The organism is Streptomyces sp. NPDC059524, assembly GCF_042749255.1.
GTDB lineage: Bacteria > Actinomycetota > Actinomycetes > Streptomycetales > Streptomycetaceae > Streptomyces > Streptomyces xanthii.
The window spans coordinates 1-18710 of the sequence record NZ_JBHYTK010000160.1 but is presented as its reverse complement, the minus strand read 5'-3'; the positions used below and the strand labels follow the sequence as shown (position 1 = coordinate 18710).

At 72.3% G+C, this 18710-nt stretch carries 17 protein-coding genes; 5 read left to right on the top strand and 12 right to left on the bottom strand.

The genetic code is table 11. From position 1 onward, the window contains the following. Window positions 1-101 precede the first annotated feature (101 nt). Window positions 102-1274: an ROK family transcriptional regulator gene (locus tag ACFW9D_RS31890; protein ID WP_384627706.1), complete on the bottom strand. Its 1173-nt coding sequence runs from the start codon at window positions 1272-1274 to the stop codon at window positions 102-104. Between the two features lie 97 nt (window positions 1275-1371). Between ACFW9D_RS31890 and ACFW9D_RS31885 the strand changes: the two genes are divergently transcribed. Beyond that, window positions 1372-2616, top strand: coding sequence for an MFS transporter (locus tag ACFW9D_RS31885; protein ID WP_384627703.1), 1245 nt, complete (start codon window positions 1372-1374; stop codon window positions 2614-2616). Here the strand turns inward: ACFW9D_RS31885 and ACFW9D_RS31880 are convergent. Beyond that, the gene (locus ACFW9D_RS31880) at window positions 2576-3043 is read right to left on the bottom strand and encodes a thioesterase family protein (RefSeq protein WP_188340052.1); all 468 of its coding nucleotides are present in this window, start codon (window positions 3041-3043) and stop codon (window positions 2576-2578) included. The two genes, ACFW9D_RS31885 and ACFW9D_RS31880, sit on opposite strands and share 41 nt — an antisense overlap. 182 nt (window positions 3044-3225) lie before the next feature. Here ACFW9D_RS31880 and ACFW9D_RS31875 point away from each other — a divergent pair, with 182 nt between their 5' ends. Continuing rightward, a complete protein-coding gene (locus ACFW9D_RS31875) occupies window positions 3226-4641 on the top strand; it encodes a uracil-xanthine permease family protein (protein WP_188340051.1) in 1416 nt (471 codons plus the stop codon). A 21-nt stretch (window positions 4642-4662) separates the two neighbouring features. Here the strand turns inward: ACFW9D_RS31875 and ACFW9D_RS31870 are convergent, their stop codons facing one another. Further along, window positions 4663-5781: a glycoside hydrolase family 6 protein gene (locus tag ACFW9D_RS31870; RefSeq protein ID WP_384627709.1), complete on the bottom strand. Its 1119-nt coding sequence runs from the start codon at window positions 5779-5781 to the stop codon at window positions 4663-4665. Between the two features lie 170 nt (window positions 5782-5951). On the opposite strand from ACFW9D_RS31870, the gene ACFW9D_RS31865 reads away from it, so the two are divergent. Together ACFW9D_RS31865 and ACFW9D_RS31860 are read left to right on the top strand one after the other, a co-directional pair. Next, window positions 5952-6665 (top strand): DUF5995 family protein, encoded by a 714-nt coding sequence (locus ACFW9D_RS31865; RefSeq protein ID WP_384627699.1) that lies wholly within the window; start codon window positions 5952-5954, stop codon window positions 6663-6665. A 146-nt stretch (window positions 6666-6811) separates the two neighbouring features. Beyond that, window positions 6812-7741: an LLM class F420-dependent oxidoreductase gene (locus ACFW9D_RS31860; protein WP_384627696.1), complete on the top strand. Its 930-nt coding sequence runs from the start codon at window positions 6812-6814 to the stop codon at window positions 7739-7741. A gap of 31 nt (window positions 7742-7772) precedes the next feature. Here ACFW9D_RS31860 and ACFW9D_RS31855 read toward each other — a convergent pair whose 3' ends face one another. Continuing rightward, window positions 7773-9479, bottom strand: a complete 1707-nt coding sequence (locus tag ACFW9D_RS31855; protein WP_188340048.1) for an NAD(P)/FAD-dependent oxidoreductase — start codon at window positions 9477-9479, stop codon at window positions 7773-7775. A 361-nt stretch (window positions 9480-9840) separates the two neighbouring features. Between ACFW9D_RS31855 and ACFW9D_RS31850 the strand changes: the two genes are divergently transcribed. Further along, on the top strand, window positions 9841-10404 hold the full coding sequence (locus tag ACFW9D_RS31850) for a hypothetical protein (protein WP_384627693.1): 564 nt from the start codon (window positions 9841-9843) through the stop codon (window positions 10402-10404). An 11-nt stretch (window positions 10405-10415) separates the two neighbouring features. Here the strand turns inward: ACFW9D_RS31850 and ACFW9D_RS31845 are convergent, their stop codons facing one another. The 8 genes from ACFW9D_RS31845 to ACFW9D_RS31810 all read right to left on the bottom strand — a co-directional run bounded on the left by ACFW9D_RS31845 (window position 10416) and on the right by ACFW9D_RS31810 (window position 18473). Next, complete coding sequence (locus ACFW9D_RS31845; protein ID WP_384627690.1) at window positions 10416-10868, bottom strand: Lrp/AsnC family transcriptional regulator; 453 nt, start codon at window positions 10866-10868, stop codon at window positions 10416-10418. 36 nt (window positions 10869-10904) lie between these two features. After that, the gene (locus ACFW9D_RS31840) at window positions 10905-12398 is read right to left on the bottom strand and encodes an amino acid permease (RefSeq protein ID WP_384627687.1); all 1494 of its coding nucleotides are present in this window, start codon (window positions 12396-12398) and stop codon (window positions 10905-10907) included. A gap of 311 nt (window positions 12399-12709) precedes the next feature. After that, entirely contained in the window at window positions 12710-14152 is a 1443-nt protein-coding gene (locus tag ACFW9D_RS31835; RefSeq protein WP_384627684.1) for a GuaB1 family IMP dehydrogenase-related protein, read from the bottom strand. A gap of 117 nt (window positions 14153-14269) precedes the next feature. Continuing rightward, the gene (locus ACFW9D_RS31830) at window positions 14270-14605 is read right to left on the bottom strand and encodes a barstar family protein (RefSeq protein WP_188340044.1); all 336 of its coding nucleotides are present in this window, start codon (window positions 14603-14605) and stop codon (window positions 14270-14272) included. Then, entirely contained in the window at window positions 14602-15012 is a 411-nt protein-coding gene (locus tag ACFW9D_RS31825) for a ribonuclease domain-containing protein (protein WP_384627681.1), read from the bottom strand. The genes ACFW9D_RS31830 and ACFW9D_RS31825 overlap by 4 nt, the downstream gene beginning before the upstream one ends. A 49-nt stretch (window positions 15013-15061) precedes the next feature. Beyond that, window positions 15062-16045 (bottom strand): sugar-binding transcriptional regulator, encoded by a 984-nt coding sequence (locus tag ACFW9D_RS31820; protein ID WP_188341671.1) that lies wholly within the window; start codon window positions 16043-16045, stop codon window positions 15062-15064. Between the two features lie 208 nt (window positions 16046-16253). Next, window positions 16254-16940 (bottom strand): ribulose-phosphate 3-epimerase, encoded by a 687-nt coding sequence (rpe, locus tag ACFW9D_RS31815; RefSeq protein ID WP_384627678.1) that lies wholly within the window; start codon window positions 16938-16940, stop codon window positions 16254-16256. A 78-nt stretch (window positions 16941-17018) separates the two neighbouring features. After that, on the bottom strand, window positions 17019-18473 hold the full coding sequence (locus tag ACFW9D_RS31810; protein ID WP_188340041.1) for an RsmB/NOP family class I SAM-dependent RNA methyltransferase: 1455 nt from the start codon (window positions 18471-18473) through the stop codon (window positions 17019-17021). Window positions 18474-18710 lie beyond the last annotated feature (237 nt).

Here is an 18710-nt window from a genome sequence, read left to right as displayed (position 1 = left end):
CTTCATCGGGGAAATGCCGCCCGAAGGGCGTGCATTTCAGGGGCGCGGGGAACTGCGCGAGAAGCCCCACCGGCCCGCACCCGGCAACGATCCGCTCAGCCCTACGGCGAGTACACCGCCTCCTGCGCCGCCTCCCGCGCCATCACCAACGCCCCGCTCAAGACGGCCCCGCCTCCCAGAATCCCGGCCCGCACCTCCGTCACCAGCGGCGACATCGCGGCGAGCCGCACGGCGACCCGCCGGGCCAACGCGTCACCCCCGGCCCGCCCCACCTCTCCCGCGAGCACGACGCACCCGGGATCCAGCACGGCCACCACCGCGGCGGCCCCGATCGCGAGCCGCCCGGCCAGCGCGTCCAGGAACTCCTCCGCCGCACCGCCGGAGGCCCCCGCCGCCTCCCGCACGACATCGAACGCCCGCTCCAGCGGCTCCGCCGCGCCGACCAGCCCGTACTCCCCCGCGAGAGAGAGCACCGCTCCGGCCCCGGCCAGATCGTGGAACCCTCCGTCGCACCCGGTGGCGGACGGCAGTCCCCCCGTACCCGGCACGGGCAGGAAGCCGACCTCCCCGGTTCCGCCGGAGGCCCCGCGGCGCAGCACCCCGTCGAGGACGACCGCCGCGCCGATGCCGAGCCCGAGCCACAGCAGCACGAACGTGTCCCGGTCGCGGGCCACCCCGTCGCGCCGCTCGGCGAGCGCCGCGAGGTTCGTCTCGTTCTCCACGAGCACACGCGCGCCGAGCCGTTCCTGGAGGGCCGGGACGAGGCGGCGGTGCCATTCGGGGAGTTTCGTGGAGTCGCGCAGGGCGCCCGTCACGGGGTCGACGAGGCCGGGGGCGCCGACGCCGATGGTGTGCAGCCGCTCGACGCCGGCCTCCTTCGCGGTCCGTTCGAGGAGGGCGATGGTGCGCTCGACGGCGGCGCCGGTCGCCTCACGGGTGTCGACGGACAGGGACGCCTCGGCGCGCACGGCGCCGAGCAGGTCGGCGACGACGAGCCGGACCCCTTCGGTGCGGACGTCGAGGGCCGCGAGGTGGGCGCGGTCGGCGACGAGCCCGTACAGGCGGGCGTTGGGGCCGCGTCGCTGCGCGCCCGCCTCGCCGACGACCTGGATGAAGCCGGCGGCGGCGAGCCGCTCGACGAGGTCCGCGACGGTGGGCCGGGACAGGCCGGTGCGCTCCTTCAACTGCCCGGCGGTCAGCGGGCCTTCTTCCTGCAGCAGGCGCAGGGCGAGCCGGTCGTTGATGGCTCGGGCGGTGCTCGGTGATGCGGGCATGCCGGGATCCTACGGGGAAACGGGTTAACTATCAGGCAGGGTTCCTGATAGTTTACGGCCACACGCTTGGGGAGCGACTCGGGAGGGGCCGGGCAGGATGAGCGGAACAGCGTCTGCGGCACATCAACCCACGTACGGACTGGCGGAGTTGAAGCGCGCCCGGTACGCGGTGGCGACCGTCTTCTGCGTCCACGGCGCGGTGACCGGTTCGTTCGCGACCCGAGTGCCGTGGATCCAGGACCACGCGGGCGTCGGCGCGGGCCAGCTCGGGCTGGCGCTCGCCTTCCCGGCGATCGGCGCCTCCGTGGCGATGCCGCTGGCCGGGAGCGTCAGTCACCGGTTCGGCGCGCGCACCGCGCTGCGCGGGCTGCTCGCGCTGTGGACGCTGGCACTGGTCCTGCCGTCCCTCGCGCCGAACCTGCTCACGCTCTGCGTCGCGCTGTTCGTCTACGGGGCGACGGCCGGCATGTCGGACGTGGCGATGAACGCGCTCGGCGTCGAGATCGAGACCCGCCTCGACAAGTCGATCATGTCGGGGCTGCACGGGATGTGGAGCGCGGGAGCGCTGCTGGGTTCGGCGGGCGGCACGCTCGCCGCGCACATCGGCGCGGACGCCCGGCTGCACCATCTGCTCGCGGCGGCCGTGCTGACCGTGGCCGGGTTCGCCGCCTGCCGCTGGGTGCTGGACCTGCGCCCGGCCGAGGACGAGGAGGCGCCGCCCCGCTTCACCCTTCCGCCGAAGTCGGCGCTGCTCATCGGCGCGGTCGGGTTCTGCGCGGTGTTCGCGGAGGGCGCCAGCCTGGACTGGTCGGCGGTCTATCTGCGGGACGTGCTCGGCACGTCGGCCGGGCTCGCGGCGGCCTGCACGACGGCGTTCACGCTCACCATGGCGATCGCGCGGATCGCGGGCGACGCCGTGGTCGACCGCTTCGGGGCGGTGCGCACGGTCCGGATCGGCGGGATCGGCGCGACGCTGGGCGCCCTGCTCGTGGTGGTCGCACCGAATCCGGCGATCGCGATGGCCGGATTCGGGCTGCTCGGGCTCGGCATCGCGGTCGTCGTGCCGCTCGCCTTCGCGGCGGCGGGCCGCAGCGGGCCGAACCCGAGCCAGGCCATCGCCGGCGTCGCCACCATCACGTACACCTCGGGGCTGGTCGCGCCCTCCGCGATCGGCACGATCGCCGACGCGACGAGCCTCGTGGTGTCGTTCGGCGTGGTGACCGTGCTCGCCTGCGGGCTCGCGGTGTTCGCGGGCGTGCTGCGCGGCGCCGACCGGGCGCCGTCCGGCGTCGTGGGCCAGGTCAGCCCCGCGGGCGCAGCAGATCCTGCCCCAAGGCCCTGAAGCGCTCGCTCCACGGTGCGGGGCGCAGCGTCGCCGGGTCGAGCCGGACCAGGACGCGCGTCCCGTGCGCGTAGGTGAGCGAGCCGTCGGCGGAGCAGAAGCGAAAGCCGTAGGTCAGTCCGGTGCGGCCGAGCCGCTCAAGCCAGAGACTCACGGCATAGGCGCCGGGCCGCTTGACCGGGGCGTCGTAGGTGATCGTGAACTCCTTGACCGCGTTGCAGAAGTCGCCGGCCGCCGCCCAGTCGCCTTCGAAGGAGAGTCCGCGCTCGTGCCACAGGGCGCTCCAGGCCCGCTCGACCATCACGGGGTAGCGGGCGTTGTGCAGCAGCCCGAGCGCGTCGAGGTCGTCGAAGTGGACGGTGACGGGGACGAGCCGGCCGTGGGAGGGGGCGGGTTCGGCGGGGACGGCGAGGGCTTCGGCGGTCACGGGTGGTGCTCCTGGTACGAGTTCGTGCGGAAGGATGCGGGTCATCGTACGGCGCCCGGCTAAGCAACCGCTCAGCCGGTCGCGTACGCGCACCGGTGGGCGGCGCGGTACTCGCACTTATGTCGCACTAACATAAGGCTATTGATTCAGGCCACATCAGCACCACAGAAAGCAGACCCACCATGGACCTCGGCGTGCGCTGGAAACTGCACGGCGACGGGCGCACCCCGGCCCCCGGTGCCGTCGTCCGCCCCGACGAGCGGCTCTCCTGGCCGCGGACCATCGGACTCGGCGCCCAGCACGTCGTCGCGATGTTCGGCGCCTCGTTCGTCGCACCGGTCCTGATGGGCCTCGACCCCAACCTCGCGATCATGATGTCCGGTGTCGCGACGGTCATCTTCCTGCTCGCGACGCGCGGCCGGGTTCCCAGCTACCTCGGCTGCTCGCTGTCCTTCGTCGGCGTCGCCGCCGTCATCCGCGCGCAGGGCGGCTCCAGCGCCACGGTCACCGGCGCGGTCTTCGCCGTCGGTGTGGTCCTCTTCCTGGCCGGTCTCGCCGTGCAGCGGTTCGGCGCGCGGATCATCCACGCGGCGATGCCGCCGATCGTGACCGGCGCCGTCGTCATGCTGATCGGCTTCAACCTGGCCCCGGTCACCGCCTCCACGTACTGGCCGACCGACCAGTGGACGGCGCTCCTGGTCATGCTGTTCACCGGTTTGGCCGTCGTGTGCCTGCGCGGTTTCTGGTCCCGTATCGCGATCTTCCTGGGCCTGATCTTCGGCTACGGCATCTCCTGGCTGTTCGACCGGATCTTCGGCCGCATCCACTCCGTGAACGGCGGCGGCGCCGCCGTGGACCACTGGCGCCTCGACCTCTCCGGCGTCGGCAAGGCCGACTGGATCGGTCTGCCCTCCTTCCACGCGCCGTCCTTCGAGTGGTCCGCGATCCTCGTGGCGCTGCCCGTGGTCATCGCGCTGATCGCGGAGAACGCCGGACACGTCAAGGCCGTCGGCGAGATGACCGGCGACGACCTCGACGACAAGCTCGGCACGGCCATCTCGGCCGACGGCGCCGCGTCCATGCTCTCCACCGCCGTCGGCGGCCCGCCGAACACCACGTACTCCGAGAACATCGGCGTCATGGCCGCCACCCGCGTCTACTCCACGGCCGCCTACTGGGCCGCCGCCGGTTTCGCGCTCCTCTTCGGCCTGTGCCCCAAGTTCGGCGCGATCGTCGCCGCGATCCCGGGCGGCGTCCTCGGCGGCATCACCGTCATCCTCTACGGCATGATCGGCCTGCTCGGCGCCCAGATCTGGATCAACGCCGGGGTCGACCTGCGCAATCCGCTGAACCTGGTCCCGGCCGCCGCGGGCATCATCATCGGCGTCGGCAACGTCTCCCTGAAGTTCACCGACAACTTCTCCCTGAGCGGCATCGCCCTCGGCACGATCGTCGTCATCACCGGCTACCACGCACTGCGCGCGATGGCCCCCGCCCACCTCAAGACCCAGGAACCCCTCCTGGACGCGGGCACCTCGACGTACGACGAGAACAGCGCCCCCCAGGACCACGACAAGGGCACCGGCAAGAAGGGCTGACGCCGAGCACCGGCCGGCCAGTCAGTCCGCGAGCTCGAACGCGTAGTCCGGGGTGAACGTGCCCGGTTCGCCCTTGCAGCCGTCGGACTCGCCCGGGAGTTTGACCCACAGGTAGGCGTCGACGCGGGGCAGGCCCGTGGTCAGGGTGGGGGCCTCGCCGATCTTGCGGCCGTCGGGGTCGCACCACTCGCCGTCGATGGGGGCGCCGTTGCCGTTGCGGCTGGTGTCGATGACGGCCCCGAGCCCCGCGGGCGCGCCCATCGCGGCGAGGACCCGGCGGTCGTAGGCGGCCTCGTCGGCGGTGCGGTGGAAGTTCGAGACGTTACTGAAGACGCCGTCGGAGGAGGCGGGGGACGCCGCTCCCGCCGCTCTCAGGCGGGCGGCCTGGGTGGCCGGGGCGTTCCAGCCCGAGTGGCCCGCGTCGTAGTAGACGCGGGCGCGGGGGTTCGCGGACTTCATGACCCGGCCCGCGCGGGCCAGTGCCGCGTAGCGGTCGGCGCGCTGCCCGTCGCTGAGGCACTCCGTCTGGGAGAGCGCGTCGGGCTCCAGGATCACGATGACCTCGCGGCCGCCCAGACCCGCCGCGAACCGGTCGATCCAGTCGTCGTACGCAGCCCGGTCCGGAGCCCCGCCGTCGGAGGCGCCGCCGCAGTCGCGCTCGGGTATCGCGTACGGCACGACGACGGGCACCCGGCCCTCCCCGGCCGCCGCGGAGGTCACGGCGCGCACCCGGGACGTGATGGTGTCCGGGGTGAAGTCGGCGAACCAGACGGCGGCCGGCCGGGCGGCTATCCGGGACTCGATGAGCGGGCGGCGCGGGTCCGAGCGGTTGGCCCGCACCCACTCCAGGACCTGTGAGTCACTGTGCCGGTAGAGGCCGGAGGCGGCGGGCGGCGCGCTCGACGGCCGGGGCGGCGCCTTCCTCGTGGGCCGCGCCTTCGGTTTCGGCTTCGGGCTCGGCTTCGCCGACGGCTTCGTCACGGACGGGGTCGGGCTCGGCAGGGCGGGCAGCGGCTGGAGGCTCGGCGACTCGCTGACGACGGGGCGTGCCTCGTCCCCGCCGTCCGGTCCGTCGGCCGTCGCGGACAGCAGGCCCGCGACGGTCCCGGCGGCCACCACGGCCGAGGCCGCCGCGACCATCGCCGAGCGGCCCGCCGCACGCCGTCGCGCCGACCGCCGCTCCGCGAGCCGTCGCGCACGTAACCCTGACACCGCGCTCTCCCCCCTCGTGTCGCCCGCCGTTCCCCCGTTCTGGGGAAGCCCACGGCCTGCCGACACCCGCGTCACCCTACGACTGGGACCCTTCGTCCATGGCGCAGTTGGAACAGATCGGACAGCCCCGGGCGCTCGCCGGCGGGGTCGACACGGTACTCGCGCGGATGCGCGGGCTCGCCGCGGATCTGCCGCCCATGGACGGCGTGGCCGTGTTCAACCGGGTCTATCTCACGGTCACGGACACCGTCGACCGGGCGATCGACGCCGGCCCCGGCGGGGGCTTCCCCGACCGGGCGGCCGCGATCACGCTGGACGTCCGCTTCGCGGAGCGCTATCTCGCCGCGGTCGACGCGGCGGCGCACGGGCTGCGTCCGCCCGCCTGCTGGCGCCCGCTCCTGACGTTCCGCCGCCATCCCGGGGTACGCCCGCTGCAGTTCGCGCTCTCGGGCATCAACGCGCACATCGGCCACGATCTGGCGCTGGCCGTCGTGGACACCTGTCGTACGCTCGGCTGCGAACCGGAGTGTCTGGAGGACGAGTTCGACCGCGTGGGCGAACTCCTCGTCACGCTGGAGGAGCGCATCCGCGAAGAGCTGATGCCGGGCCCCGATCTGCTCCAGATCGCCGATCCGCTGACCCATCTGCTCGGCTCCTGGAGCATCGAGCGGGCCCGTGACGCGGCCTGGGCCGCCGCCCGCGCCCTGTGGGCCCTGCGCGGACTCCCGCCGCTGGCCGCCGAGTTCACCCAGCGCCTGGACACTTCGGTGGGCCTGGTGGGGCGGATGCTGCTCACCCCGCTCCCCGACTGATCCGGCGGGATCCGACCGCATAAGCCTGACGGATCGTCACATCAGGAACACCCGTGTGATCGCCGTGCGTTGAGTCCGTGGTACTGACACCTGCACCTGCACACCTGCACCCGGACGACCGATCACGGACGACGAAGGAGCACGGTATGACGACACGACTCGGCCTGAGCCTGCCCCAGATGAAGCAGTACTCCATCGGGCGGGACATCCCCGAGGTGGCCCGGGCCGCGGAGGCCACGGGCTACGAGAGCCTGTGGGTCTTCGAGCGGATCCTCTTCCCGGAGCCGGCCACCCAGGGGCTCTACGGGATACCGGGCCTGCCGTGGCCGGACCAGTACCGCTCGGTCGCCGACCCGCTGGTCTCGCTGACCCTCGCCGCCTCCGCCACCTCCCGCGCCCGGCTCGGCACCAGCGTCCTGGTCGCCCCGCTGCACGTGCCGTTCCAGCTGGCCCGCTCCCTCGCCTCTCTGGACGCGGCGAGCGGCGGCCGTGTCGTGGCGGGGCTCGGCACGGGCTGGTCGCACGACGAGTACGCGGCGGCCTCCGTGGCCCCGTTCGAGCGGCGCGGCCAGGTCCTGGACGAGCTGATCGACGTGTGCCGCGCGGTGTGGGGCCCGGACCCGGTGGCACACGAGGGCGAGCTGACCACGATCGCGCCGTCCGAGGTCGGCCCCAAGCCGGCCGGCCCCCTGCCGATCCTGCTGCCGGCGAACAGCCCGAAGGCGATGCGCCGGCTCGTCGACCGGGCGGACGGCTGGATGCCGGTGTCGATGGGCACCGAGGCCCTCGCGCGGGAGTTCGCCGGGCTGCGGGCACTGGCCGAGGAGCGCGGTCGTACGGCCCCGCTCCAGTCGGTGCTGCGGGCGAACACCCAGTACACGCGGGAGGCGTACACGGGCGACGACCGCGCCCCCTTCCAGGGCAGCGTCGACCAGATCGTGGAGGACCTCGCCGCGCACGCCGAGGTCGGCGTGGAGGAGATCCTCATCGACCTCCAAGGCTCCGCCCGGGACGCCCGGGAGCTCACGGACCTGGCGACGGAGGTCTACGAGAAGGCGCGGGCCGCCGGAGTGTGACGGGCCCGCGCCTGTTGCCTCACGGCCCGGGTCAGTCCTCCGGCAGCTCGACCGGGGCGATCGACTCGTAGAGGTCGCCGGGGCCCGGGTTGGTCGGGTCGGTGGTGCCGCCCAGGTGGTGCATGACGCCCCACACGGCGTTGAGCGCGGTCTGGACGGCGCCCTCGGCCCAGCCGGCCGTCCAGGAGATGTCGTCGCCGGCGAGGAAGAGGCCGCGCCGGTCCTCGGGCAGCGAGTCCTGCATGAAGTGGGTGAACAGACGCCGCTGGTAGCGGTAGTGGCCCGGCAGGTTCGCCTTGAAGGCGCCCATGAAGTAGGGCTCGTTCTCCCAGGACACGGTCACCGGGTTGCCGATGATGTGCTTGCGGATGTCGACGTTCGGATAGATCTCGCCGAGCGACTTCAGCATGACCTCGAGCCGCTCGTTCGCGGACAGCGGCAGCCACTTGAGGCTGTCGTCGCACCACGTGTAGGAGAGGCAGATGACGGCGGGCTTGTCCGGGCCGTCGTCGAGCAGGTAGGTGCCGCGGGTCATGCGGTCGGTGAGCGTCATCGACATGACGTCGCGGCCGGTGACCTCGTCCTTGTCCAGCCAGAACGGCCGGTCGACGGGGACGAAGAGCTTGCTGGACTCCATGTAGTGGGTCCGCTCGATGGCCGTCCAGTGGTCGATCGGGAACAGCTCGTCGTCGCAGGCCACCTTGGACAGCAGCATCCAGGACTGCGCGGTGAAGATCGCGGCCTTGTAGGTGCGGATGTCGCCGTCGGCGTCCGTGACGGTGATGTGGTTGCCGGCGGTGCGCGCGAGGCGGGTCACGGCGGGGCGGGGCTTGCCGCTGTCGTGCAGGGAGGACAGCGAGGTGCCGGGCGCCCAGTGCACGATCTTCTGCGGCTCGCGCTCCCACAGGCGCAGCGGCAGCTGCTGGGAGCCGCCGACGATGCCGCGGTGGTGGTCGTCGGCCTCGGTGTAGACGACGCGCAGGATCTCGAGGATCGAGTTCGGGAAGTCGGTGTCCCAGCCGCCGGTGCCGAAGCCGACCTGGCCGAAGATCTCGCGGTGCCGGAAGGACTTGAAGGCCTCGGACTCGCACAGGAACCCGTAGAAGGTCTGGTTGTCGAGCTTCTCGACGAGCCTGGCCCAGATCTCGCGGATGCGCGGCACGTCGCGCTCGCGCATCGCCTGGTTCATGTCGGAGAAGTCGGCGCCCTCGTCGAGGCACTTGTTCCAGGCCTCGGCGACGTCGCGGTAGACCTGCGGCAGGTCGTCGATGGTCTGCGCGTAGTGCGACTCGCCCTTGAGGTCGACGACGGTCGAGGGGGTGGCGGGCGACAGCGGGTTGGGGAACGGCTGCGTCTGCAGGCCCACGAGGTCGATGTAGTGCTGCAGAGCCGTCGAGGACGGCGGGAAGCGCATGGCGCCCATCTCGGCGGTCAGCCCGGCGGCGTCCGGCGGGGTGCCCTCGAAGCCGACGGTGCGCAGCCGGCCGCCGATCTCGTCGGCCTCGTAGACGACGGGCTTGAGGCCCATCTTCATCAGCTCGTACGCGGCGACGATGCCGGAGAGCCCGCCGCCGATGACGGCGATCTCGGTGCCCAGCTCGGTCGCCGGTATCTGGCCGAGGCCCGCCGGGTGCGCGAGGAAGTCGTCGTACGCGTACGGGAAGTCCGGACCGAACATGGTGATCGGCGGCTGGCCGTCGCTGTGCGGAACGGCGGTCGTGGGCACCGTGGACGTCATGAGGTGCGGACTCCTTGCGGGTACAGGCCGGCCGGGTGGAACAGGCGCGCCTGTCCCCCGCGCGGGGCGGAAGAGGTGGGAGGGATCGCATCGACGGTACGTTTCCGCCGGTCGGCCGGACAAGACGGGACCGTTGCGTCTGCGGATGCGATCCGTTGCGTGGCACCCGGCCGCAACGGCGATTCGTTGCGTGCCCGCGTGACTCCGCCGTCGCCGGGAGTGATCGCACGGGACGAGAGGCCCTCCGCCGCGCGGCGGAGACGGGTCGCGACCGTGGCCGGACGCCCCGGGCCGCTGCCCCGCGAGATCGTTCTCACACCCGGACGGACCGGGTGAGCAGGGCGATGACTAGGGGTTTTCCATGGCGCGCATCCGCATCCTGGCGGCGACGGCGGCGGCTCTGACGGTGGCGGTGGCCGGCACGGCCGCGGCGGGGACCGGCTCCGCGGGCGGGGGCCACGGCCGGCCCGCGCAGCCGCGCGAGGCGGCGGCCCTGACCGGCACGGCCCAGCTGTGGCGGCCGCCGTCGGCGCACGAGGACATCACGTTCACGTTCGACGCGCATCTGGCGGCGAAGGACAACATGGCGCCGGAGAAGGCGTACGGCACGTTCTTCTTCAGCCACTACAAGGACGGCAAGGGCGCCTGGGCGAAGGGCCGGATCGACTGCCTGATGACCGGCGGGAAGACGGCGGTGATGACCGGGGTCGTCACGGAGTCCGACTCCCCGCACCTGGGCAAGCGCGTCGGCATCTCCGTCACCGACGACGGCCGCGAGGACCGCCTCGGCTACACCTGGTCGAACCCGGACACCGGGGTGCTCGAGGTGCCGCGCTGCATGAGCGCGCCGCCGTTCGAGGTCGTGAAGAAGGGCACGGGCGACTTCGAGGTCCTGCCGTGGAAGCCGGAGTACCGAACCGACTGAGCGGCGCGAACCTACGCGGGCGAGCCGGAGGTGAAGCGGCGCAGCAGCGGGGAGAGCACGAGCACGGACTTGGTCCGCTCGACGAACGGCTCCCCCGCGATCCGCTCCAGGACGCGCTCGAAGTGGCGCATGTCGGAGGCGAAGACCTGGACGAGGGCGTCCGCCTCACCGGTGACGGTGGAGGCGGCCGCGACCTCGGGATACCGCTCCAGACCTCGCCGGATGGACTCCGGCGAGGTGTTGCGGCGGCAGTAGATCTCGATGAACCCCTCGGTCTCCCAGCCGAGCGCGGCCGGGTCGACCCGCACGGTGAAGCCGGTGATCGCGCCCGTCGCCCGCAGCCGGTCCACGCGCCGCTTCACGGCGGGCGCGGACAGGCCGACGAGCTGGCCGATGTCGGCGTAGGAGCGGCGGGCGTCCTCGGCGAGGGCGTGCACGATGCGTTCGTCGAGATCGTTCAGCAAGGCAGGAGGTTCACTTTTCTGCGGTTACTTCCGCGGCTACTTTTCTGCGACCGCGGGGGCGTCCACGCGGGCGTCCGCGTCGTTCAGGCGGGAGCGGCGCATCCCGTAGCAGAAGTAGAACACGAGACCGACGGCCATCCAGACACCGAAGACGATCCACGTGATCGTGGACAGACTGCCCATCATCCACACACAGAAGGCGAAACCGAGGATCGGCAGCACCGGCGAGAGCGGTACGCGGAAGGTGCGCTTCATGTCGGGCCGGGTCCGGCGCAGCACGATGACGGCGATGTTGACCAGGGCGAACGCGAAGAGCGTGCCGATGCTGGTGGCGTCGGCGAGCTGGCCGAGCGGGATCGCCGCGGCGAGGACGCCGCAGAACAGGGAGACGATGACCGTGTTGGCGCGGGGCGTGCCGGTCTTCGGGTGGACCTTGGAGAACACCTTGGGCACGAGGCCGTCGCGGGACATGGCGAACAGGACGCGGGTCTGGCCGTAGAGCACGGTCAGGACGACGGACGCGATGGCGATGACGGCGCCGGCGGCGAGCAGCGTGGCCCAGAAGGTCTGACCGGTGACGTCCTTCATGATCCCGGCGAGCGCGGCCTCGGAGTCGCTGAACTGCTTCCAGGGCTTGGCGCCGACGGCGACGGCCGCGACGAGGACGTACAGCGCGGTGACGATGATCAGCGAGAGCATGATCGCGCGCGGCAGGTCGCGCTGCGCGTTCTTGGCCTCCTCGCCGGCCGTGGAGGCGGCGTCGAAGCCGATGTACGAGAAGAAGAGCGTGGCACCGGCGGCGCTGACGCCCGCCATGCCGAGCGGCATGAAGTGCTCGTAGTTGCCGGACTGGAAGCCCTTGATACCTATCGCGCAGAACAGCAGCAGGGCCGCGATCTTCACGCAGACCATGATCGTGTTGGCGCGGGCGGACTCACGGGCGCCGCCGAGCAGGAAGGCCATGGCGAGCAGCACGACGATGAGGGCCGGCAGGTTGAAGATGCCGCCGTCGCCGGGCGGCGCGGAGAGCGCGGCCGGGATGGTGACACCGATGGTGCCGTCGAGCAGCTCGTTGAGGTACTCGCCCCAGCCGACGGCGACGGCCGCGACCGAGACGCCGTACTCCAGGACCAGGCACCAGCCGCAGATCCAGGCGACGAACTCGCCCATCGTTGCGTATGCGTACGAGTAGGAGGAGCCGGCGACGGGGATGGTGCCGGCGAGCTCGGCGTAGGACAGCGCCGAGAAGAGGGCGGTGAGACCGGCGATCACGAAGGACAGCGTGACCGCGGGTCCGGCCTTGGGGACGGCCTCGCCGAGGACGACGAAGATGCCGGTGCCGAGGGTGGCACCGATGCTGATCATGGTCAGCTGCCACAGGCCGAGCGAGCGCCGCAGCGAGCCGCCCTCACCCTGGCCGCCCTCCGCGACCAGGCGTTCCACCGGCTTGCGGCGCATGAGGCGGGTACCGAGCCCCGCGGGGACGGGCTCGGTGCGAGGGGTGCGCGGGGGTGCGCCTTGATCCAGCACGGACTGGGCTCCTTCATCGCCACCTGTTGGGGCTGCGGGGACGGGACGGCCCACTCCCTGACAGGGGACCGCCGAGCAGGCCGTCCTCCGCCACGCCACGTACAGCGGATGACTCTAGAGGAATCGGCTTCCCAGCTGTAATGCAGCAACCTTGCGCACCCCCGCAAGATCGTTGCGCAGGGATCGCGCAGGCGGGTGTTCGTTGCGTGGTCCGTTACGTCCGTTGCGTACCGCTGAGCGTGCGCGAACGCGGCGAACCCCGCGTCCCGAGGGGTGGGACGCGGGGTTCGCGGGGTGCTGCGGTGCGGGGACTAGCTCCAGCTGGCGTGCAGCGGCTTGCCCTCGGCGTAGCCGGCCGCGGACTGGATGCCGACCGTGGCCTTCTCCTCGAACTCGGCGAGCGAGTTGGCGCCGGCGTAGGTGCAGGAGGAGCGGACGCCCGCGATGATCGAGTCGATCAGGTCCTCGACGCCGGGACGCTGCGGGTCGAGGAACATCCGCGAGGTGGAGATGCCCTCCTCGAACAGGGCCTTGCGGGCCCGGTCGTACGCGGACTCGTCGCTGGTGCGGTTCTTCACGGCGCGGGCCGAGGCCATGCCGAAGGACTCCTTGTAGGCGCGGCCCTGGGCGTCGTGCTGGAGGTCGCCCGGGGACTCGTAGGTGCCCGCGAACCAGGAGCCGATCATCACGTTGGACGCGCCGGCGGCGAGCGCCATGGCGACGTCGCGCGGGTGCCGGACGCCACCGTCGGCCCAGACGTGCTTGCCGTACTTCTTCGCCTCGGCGGCGCACTCCAGGACGGCGGAGAACTGCGGCCGGCCGACGCCGGTCATCATGCGGGTGGTGCACATGGCGCCGGGGCCGACACCGACCTTGATGATGTCGGCGCCCGCCTCGATGAGGTCCTTGACGCCCTCGGCGGCGACGATGTTGCCCGCGACGATCGGCACCTGCGGGTCGAGCGCGCGCACGGTCCGGATCGCGGAGATCATCGACTCCTGGTGGCCGTGCGCGGTGTCGATGACGAGCGTGTCCACGCCCGCGTCGAGCAGCTGCTTGGCCTTGCCCGCGACGTCGCCGTTGATGCCGACGGCGGCGGCGATGCGCAGCTTGCCGTTCGCGTCCGTGGCCGGGGTGTAGAGCGTGGCGCGCAGAGCGCCGGTGCGGGTCAGGATGCCCGCGAGGCGGCCGTCCTGGTCGACGGCCGGGGCGTAGCGGCGGTTGGCTCCGTCCAGCTTGTTGAACGCGTCGCGCGGGTCGATGTCCGCGTCGAGCAGCAGCAGGTCCTTGGACATGACCTCGGACAGCTGCGTGAAGCGGTCCACGCCGCTCAGGTCCTGGTCGGTGACGACGCCGACGGGGCGCTGCTCGTCGTCGACCACGACGCCCGCGTTGTGCGCGCGCTTGGGCAGCAGCGCGAGCGCGTCGGCGACGGTCTGGTGCGGGGCCAGGACGATGGGGGTGTCGAGGACGAGGTGCCGGGTCTTGACCCAGGAGATGACGTCGGTGACGACCTCGATCGGGATGTCCTGCGGAATGACGACGAGCCCGCCGCGGCGGGCCATGGTCTCGGCCATCCGGCGCCCGGCGATCGCCGTCATGTTGGCGACGACGAGCGGGATGGTGGTGCCCGTGCCGTCCGGCGAGGAGAGGTCCACGGCCTGGCGGGAGCCGACGGCGCTCCGGCTCGGCACCATGAAGACGTCGTCGTACGTCAGGTCGTACGCGGGCTTGATGTCATTGAGGAAACGCACGTGCGGACATCCCAGTCGGTAGAAGGGGGCCCCGGAAGGTTGCCGCCGGAGCGCAAAGCACGTACTTCATTTTCCCACGCGGCCCCGATTCACGTCTCCGGGCCGAACGTCCCAAGGTCAGGGGGCCTGCCTTGGATGATCGTCCGAGCCGCCGAGGGAGAGCAGTACGGTGATCGCGGCGGCCTGGTCGAAGACCTCGACGGCGGTCGCCCACTGCGCCGGGTTGCGCGCCTCGAAGTCGCGCCAGCCGGACACGACGAGGACGGCCGCGCCGTCGGGCATCAGCTGGTGGTCGCCGAGGACGTCGGCGAGGGCGTCCCAGTTCCGGCCGAACCAGGAGGGCAGCGCGAGCGCCGCGGCGATCCGGTCCATGAGTCCGGCCTTGTCCGCCGCTCCCCCGAGGTCGAGGGCGCGCACGGTCCAGTCCGCCGGGGACGCGGGGAGCCCGCTCATCGCAGCACCGCCTTGAACGACTCGTAGTGGTCATCGGTGTAGTACGTCTCGCCGCCGTCCCCGGTGACGATGCGCCGGGCGCCGCGGTCACGCTCGCCCGGGGTGCGCACGGTGTACTCGTGGTAGTAGCCGCGCCGCTCCTTGGGCAGCTCCCCCTCGAAGTTCCCGAAGACGGTCCCGTCCTTCTCGTACGGGAAGGGACCGCCGGCGTCGATCAGCCGCAGGGTGGAGCGTGCCTCGGCGGGCAGGTCCGCCTCCCGCACGGTCTCCATACCGGCGGCCCAGGCGGGCGCGGACGCCTCGGGTGGGGCGGAGGAACCCGCCTGGGACGTGTCCGTGCCGGCCGAGCAGCCGGAGACGAACAGACCGAGGCAGACGAGGAGCACGCCGAGCGTCCGGGACAGCATGATCCGATGCTGCCACGGCGCGGGCGGGCCCGCCGGGACGCGGCCCCGGTCAGGCCCCGTCGGGGTCGGCGCGCTGCAGTGCGGGCCGCGGCGCGGGTCCCGCGGTCAGCAGGAAGTCCGCGGCGGCGGTGTCGGTGACCAGGCTCGTGACCAGGCCCGAGCGGAGCACGGCGTCGATGGCGGAGGCCTTGCGCTGGCCGCCCGCGATCGCGACGACCTCGGGTATACGGCGCAGCCGGTCGGCCTCGACCGTGATGCAGCGCTCGCCGAGGTCCCGGCCGACGCGGCGGCCCTGCGCGTCGAAGAGGTGCGCGGACATCTCGGCGGCGACACCGAGCGAGGCGTAGTGCGCGCGCTCCTCGTCGCTGAGCATGTCGTGCACGGTCGAGATGCCGGGCTCCCAGGAGCCGATCGACACACAGGCGACGGTGACCTTGTCGAAGTACTCGAAGGCGCGGGCGATGCCCGTCTGGTTGCGCAGCGCCGCGGCGGTCGCGGCGTCGGGCAGCAGCATCGGGGCGTAGATGGGGTGGGCGTCGCCGCCGGAGACCTGCGCGGCGCGGCGCACGGCCTCCACGGAGCCGCGCTCCGCGGTCCCGGCGTCGTAGACCCCGGTCAGCTGCACGACCGTGCACGGCGGCAGCCGGTCGAGGGCGGCGGCCATGTGGATCGTGGAGCGGCCCCAGGCCAGGCCCAGGACGTCGCCCTCGGTGACGAGCTCGCCGAGCAGGTCGGCGGCGACCTCGCCCAGGTTCTCCGGGTCGGTGGACTCCTCGGCCTCGGCCGGGGACTCCACCACGACCGCGTGCCGCAGCCCGTAGCGGGCGCGCAGGGCGTCGGAGCGCTCCGCGTCCAGCTCGGCCGGCACCCGGATCTCGATGCGCACGAGGTCCCGCTCCAGGGCGGTCTCGAGGACGCGGGCCACCTTGAAGCGGCTCACGCCGAACTCCTCGGCGATCTGGATCTTGGACTTGCCCTCGAGGTAGAAGCGACGGGCCATGGCCGCCGCCTGCACCAGCTCCGCGGGTCCCATCCGCAGGGCTGCGCGTCCTGCCGATGATGCGGACACGGCGATCTCCTCACTGCTCTTCTTCACGAATTGCACGTCTTCACGACTCGCACGGCACACACTGCTGTTCACGAACGGCACACGCTGCTGTTCACAACTGGATTTGCTGTTCATCCTTGCAGATCCAGCGCGGTCGATCAGCCCCGATGGCCGCCGTTCACGTATCCGTGGCTCAGTGGCCGCATGCCCAGGCCGCGGAAGCGGTGGCGGTGTCCGCCTGGGTGCGCAGTGCACGGACCGCCTCCGCCGGATCCTGTGCGCCGTATACCGCCGAACCGGCGACGAACACGTCCGCTCCCGCCTCCGCGCACCGCTCGATCGTCGAGGCCGACACCCCTCCGTCCACCTGCAGCCACAGCTCGAGACCGTGCTTCGCGATCAGCTCACGGGTGCGGCGGATCTTCGGCAGCATGATGTCCAGGAACGCCTGCCCGCCGAAGCCCGGCTCAACCGTCATGATCAGCAGCATGTCGAGCTCGGGCAGCAGATCCTCGTACGGCTCGATCGGCGTCGCCGGCTTGAGGGCCATGGAGGCGCGGGCGCCCTTGGCCCGGATCTCGCGGGCGAGCCGGACCGGGGCGTGCGCGGCCTCCGCGTGGAAGGTGACCGAACCGGCGCCCGCCTCCACGTACTGCGGGGCCCAGCGGTCCGGGTCCTCGATCATCAGGTGGCAGTCCAGCGGGGTCGAGGTCGCCTTGGCCAGCGACTCGACGATCGGAACGCCCAGGGTCAGGTTCGGGACGAAATGGTTGTCCATGACGTCGACGTGGAGCCAGTCGGCGCCCTGGACCGCCTTCGCCTCGTCGGCGAGACGGGCGAAGTCGGCGGACAGGATGCTGGGGTTGATCTGCGCGGCCATGACCCAAGACTGCCATGCCCGGCGGCCGTTGCCCGCCCCGGTCCAGACCACATCCGGATCCGGAACCTTACGAAACGATCACGAGGTGCGCCGGATCAGCGCGAGGTACATCGCGTCGGTCCCGTGCAGGTGCGGCCACAGCTGGACGTCCGGGCCCTCGCCGAGCCCCGGGACGCCTTCCAGCAGGGGGCGCGCGTCGATCAGTTCGGCCCCGGCGAAGCCCTTCAGGACGTCGTCCACGACGGCCCGGGTCTCGGCCAGGTGCGGGGAGCAGGTCGCGTAGCCGACGACGCCGCCGACCCGCACCGACTCCAGGGCGGTGCGCAGCAGGGAGCGCTGCAGCGGGCCGAAGCCGTCCAGGTCCTCGGGGCGGCGGCGCCAGCGGGCCTCGGGGCGGCGGCGCAGGGCGCCGAGTCCGGTGCACGGGACGTCCATCAGGACCCGGTCGAAGACACCGGGGCGCCACGGCGGGCGGGTGCCGTCGGCGGCGATCACCTGGTACGGGCCCGGGTTGCCGTCGAGGGCCTTCGCGACGAGTCCGGCGCGGTGCGGCTGCTTCTCGGAGGCGAGTAGGGTCGCGCCGCGCTGCGAGGCCAGCCCCGCGAGCATGGCGGCCTTGCCGCCGGGGCCCGCGCAGCCGTCCAGCCACTTCTCGTCGGGGCCGTCCAGCGGCGCGTTCGCGAGTGCGAGGGCGACGAGCTGGCTGCCCTCGTCCTGGACGCCGGCCCGCCCGGAGCGCACGAGGTCGAACGAGCCCGGCTCGCCGCCCTCGGTGAGGCGCACGGCGTACGGGGACCAGCGGCCCGGGAGCCCGGACTCCTCTCCGACCTCGGTGAGGACGGCTTCGGCGGTGGTCCGTCCGGGGCGCGCGACGAGGGTGACCTCGGGCCGCTCGTTGTCCGCCTCGAGCAGGTCCTCGATGCCGGCCCGGCCGCCGCCGAGGGAGTCCCACAGCGCGGAGACGACCCATCGCGGATGCGAATGGACGACGGCGAGATGGTCCTCGGGGTCCTCGTCGTACGGCGGCGCGACCCGCTCCACCCAGGTGTCGAGATCGTGCTGCGAGACCTTGCGCAGCACGGCGTTGACGAACTTGGCGCGGCCGTCGCCGAGCACCACGCGGGCCAGCTCGACGGACGCGGAGACGGCGGCGTGCGTCGGGATCCGGGTGCCGAGCAGCTGGTGCACGCCCAGGTTCAGCACGTCGAGCACCGGCGGGTCGACCTCGCGCAGCGGCCGGTCGATGCAGGCCGCCACGATCGCGTCGTACGTGCCCTGGCGGCGCAGCGTGCCGTACACCAGCTCGGTCGCGAGCGCCGCGTCCCGGTTGTCGAAGTCGCCCTTCGCACGGGCCTTGCGCAGGAGCGGGGGCAGGACGAGGTTCGCGTACGCGTCCCGCTCGTCGACCGCGCGCAGCGCCTCGAAGGCGAGGATCCGTACGGGGTCCTTCTTCGGGCGGCGGTGCGGCTTGCCCGGCTTGCCCTTGCCTCCGGCGCGGGGGCGGTTGTTCGACGGGGCCGGCTGGTCGTTCAAAGGTGCTCCGCTGATGCGAGGGGTGACGATCGCTTCCAGCGTACGTGGGGCGCGGGTCCGCCATCGCCGTAGGGGTGCGCCTGCGATCGCGCCTGCGGCCCGGTGGGGCTTCTCGCGCAGTTCCCCGCGCCCCTGAAATGCAGGCGCTGCGCGCCGCATTTCCCCGATCAAGGTGCGGGGCGCCTTTCATCTGGGGAAGGCGCGGCGAAGCCGCAGCCTTCCAGGGGCGCGGGGAAC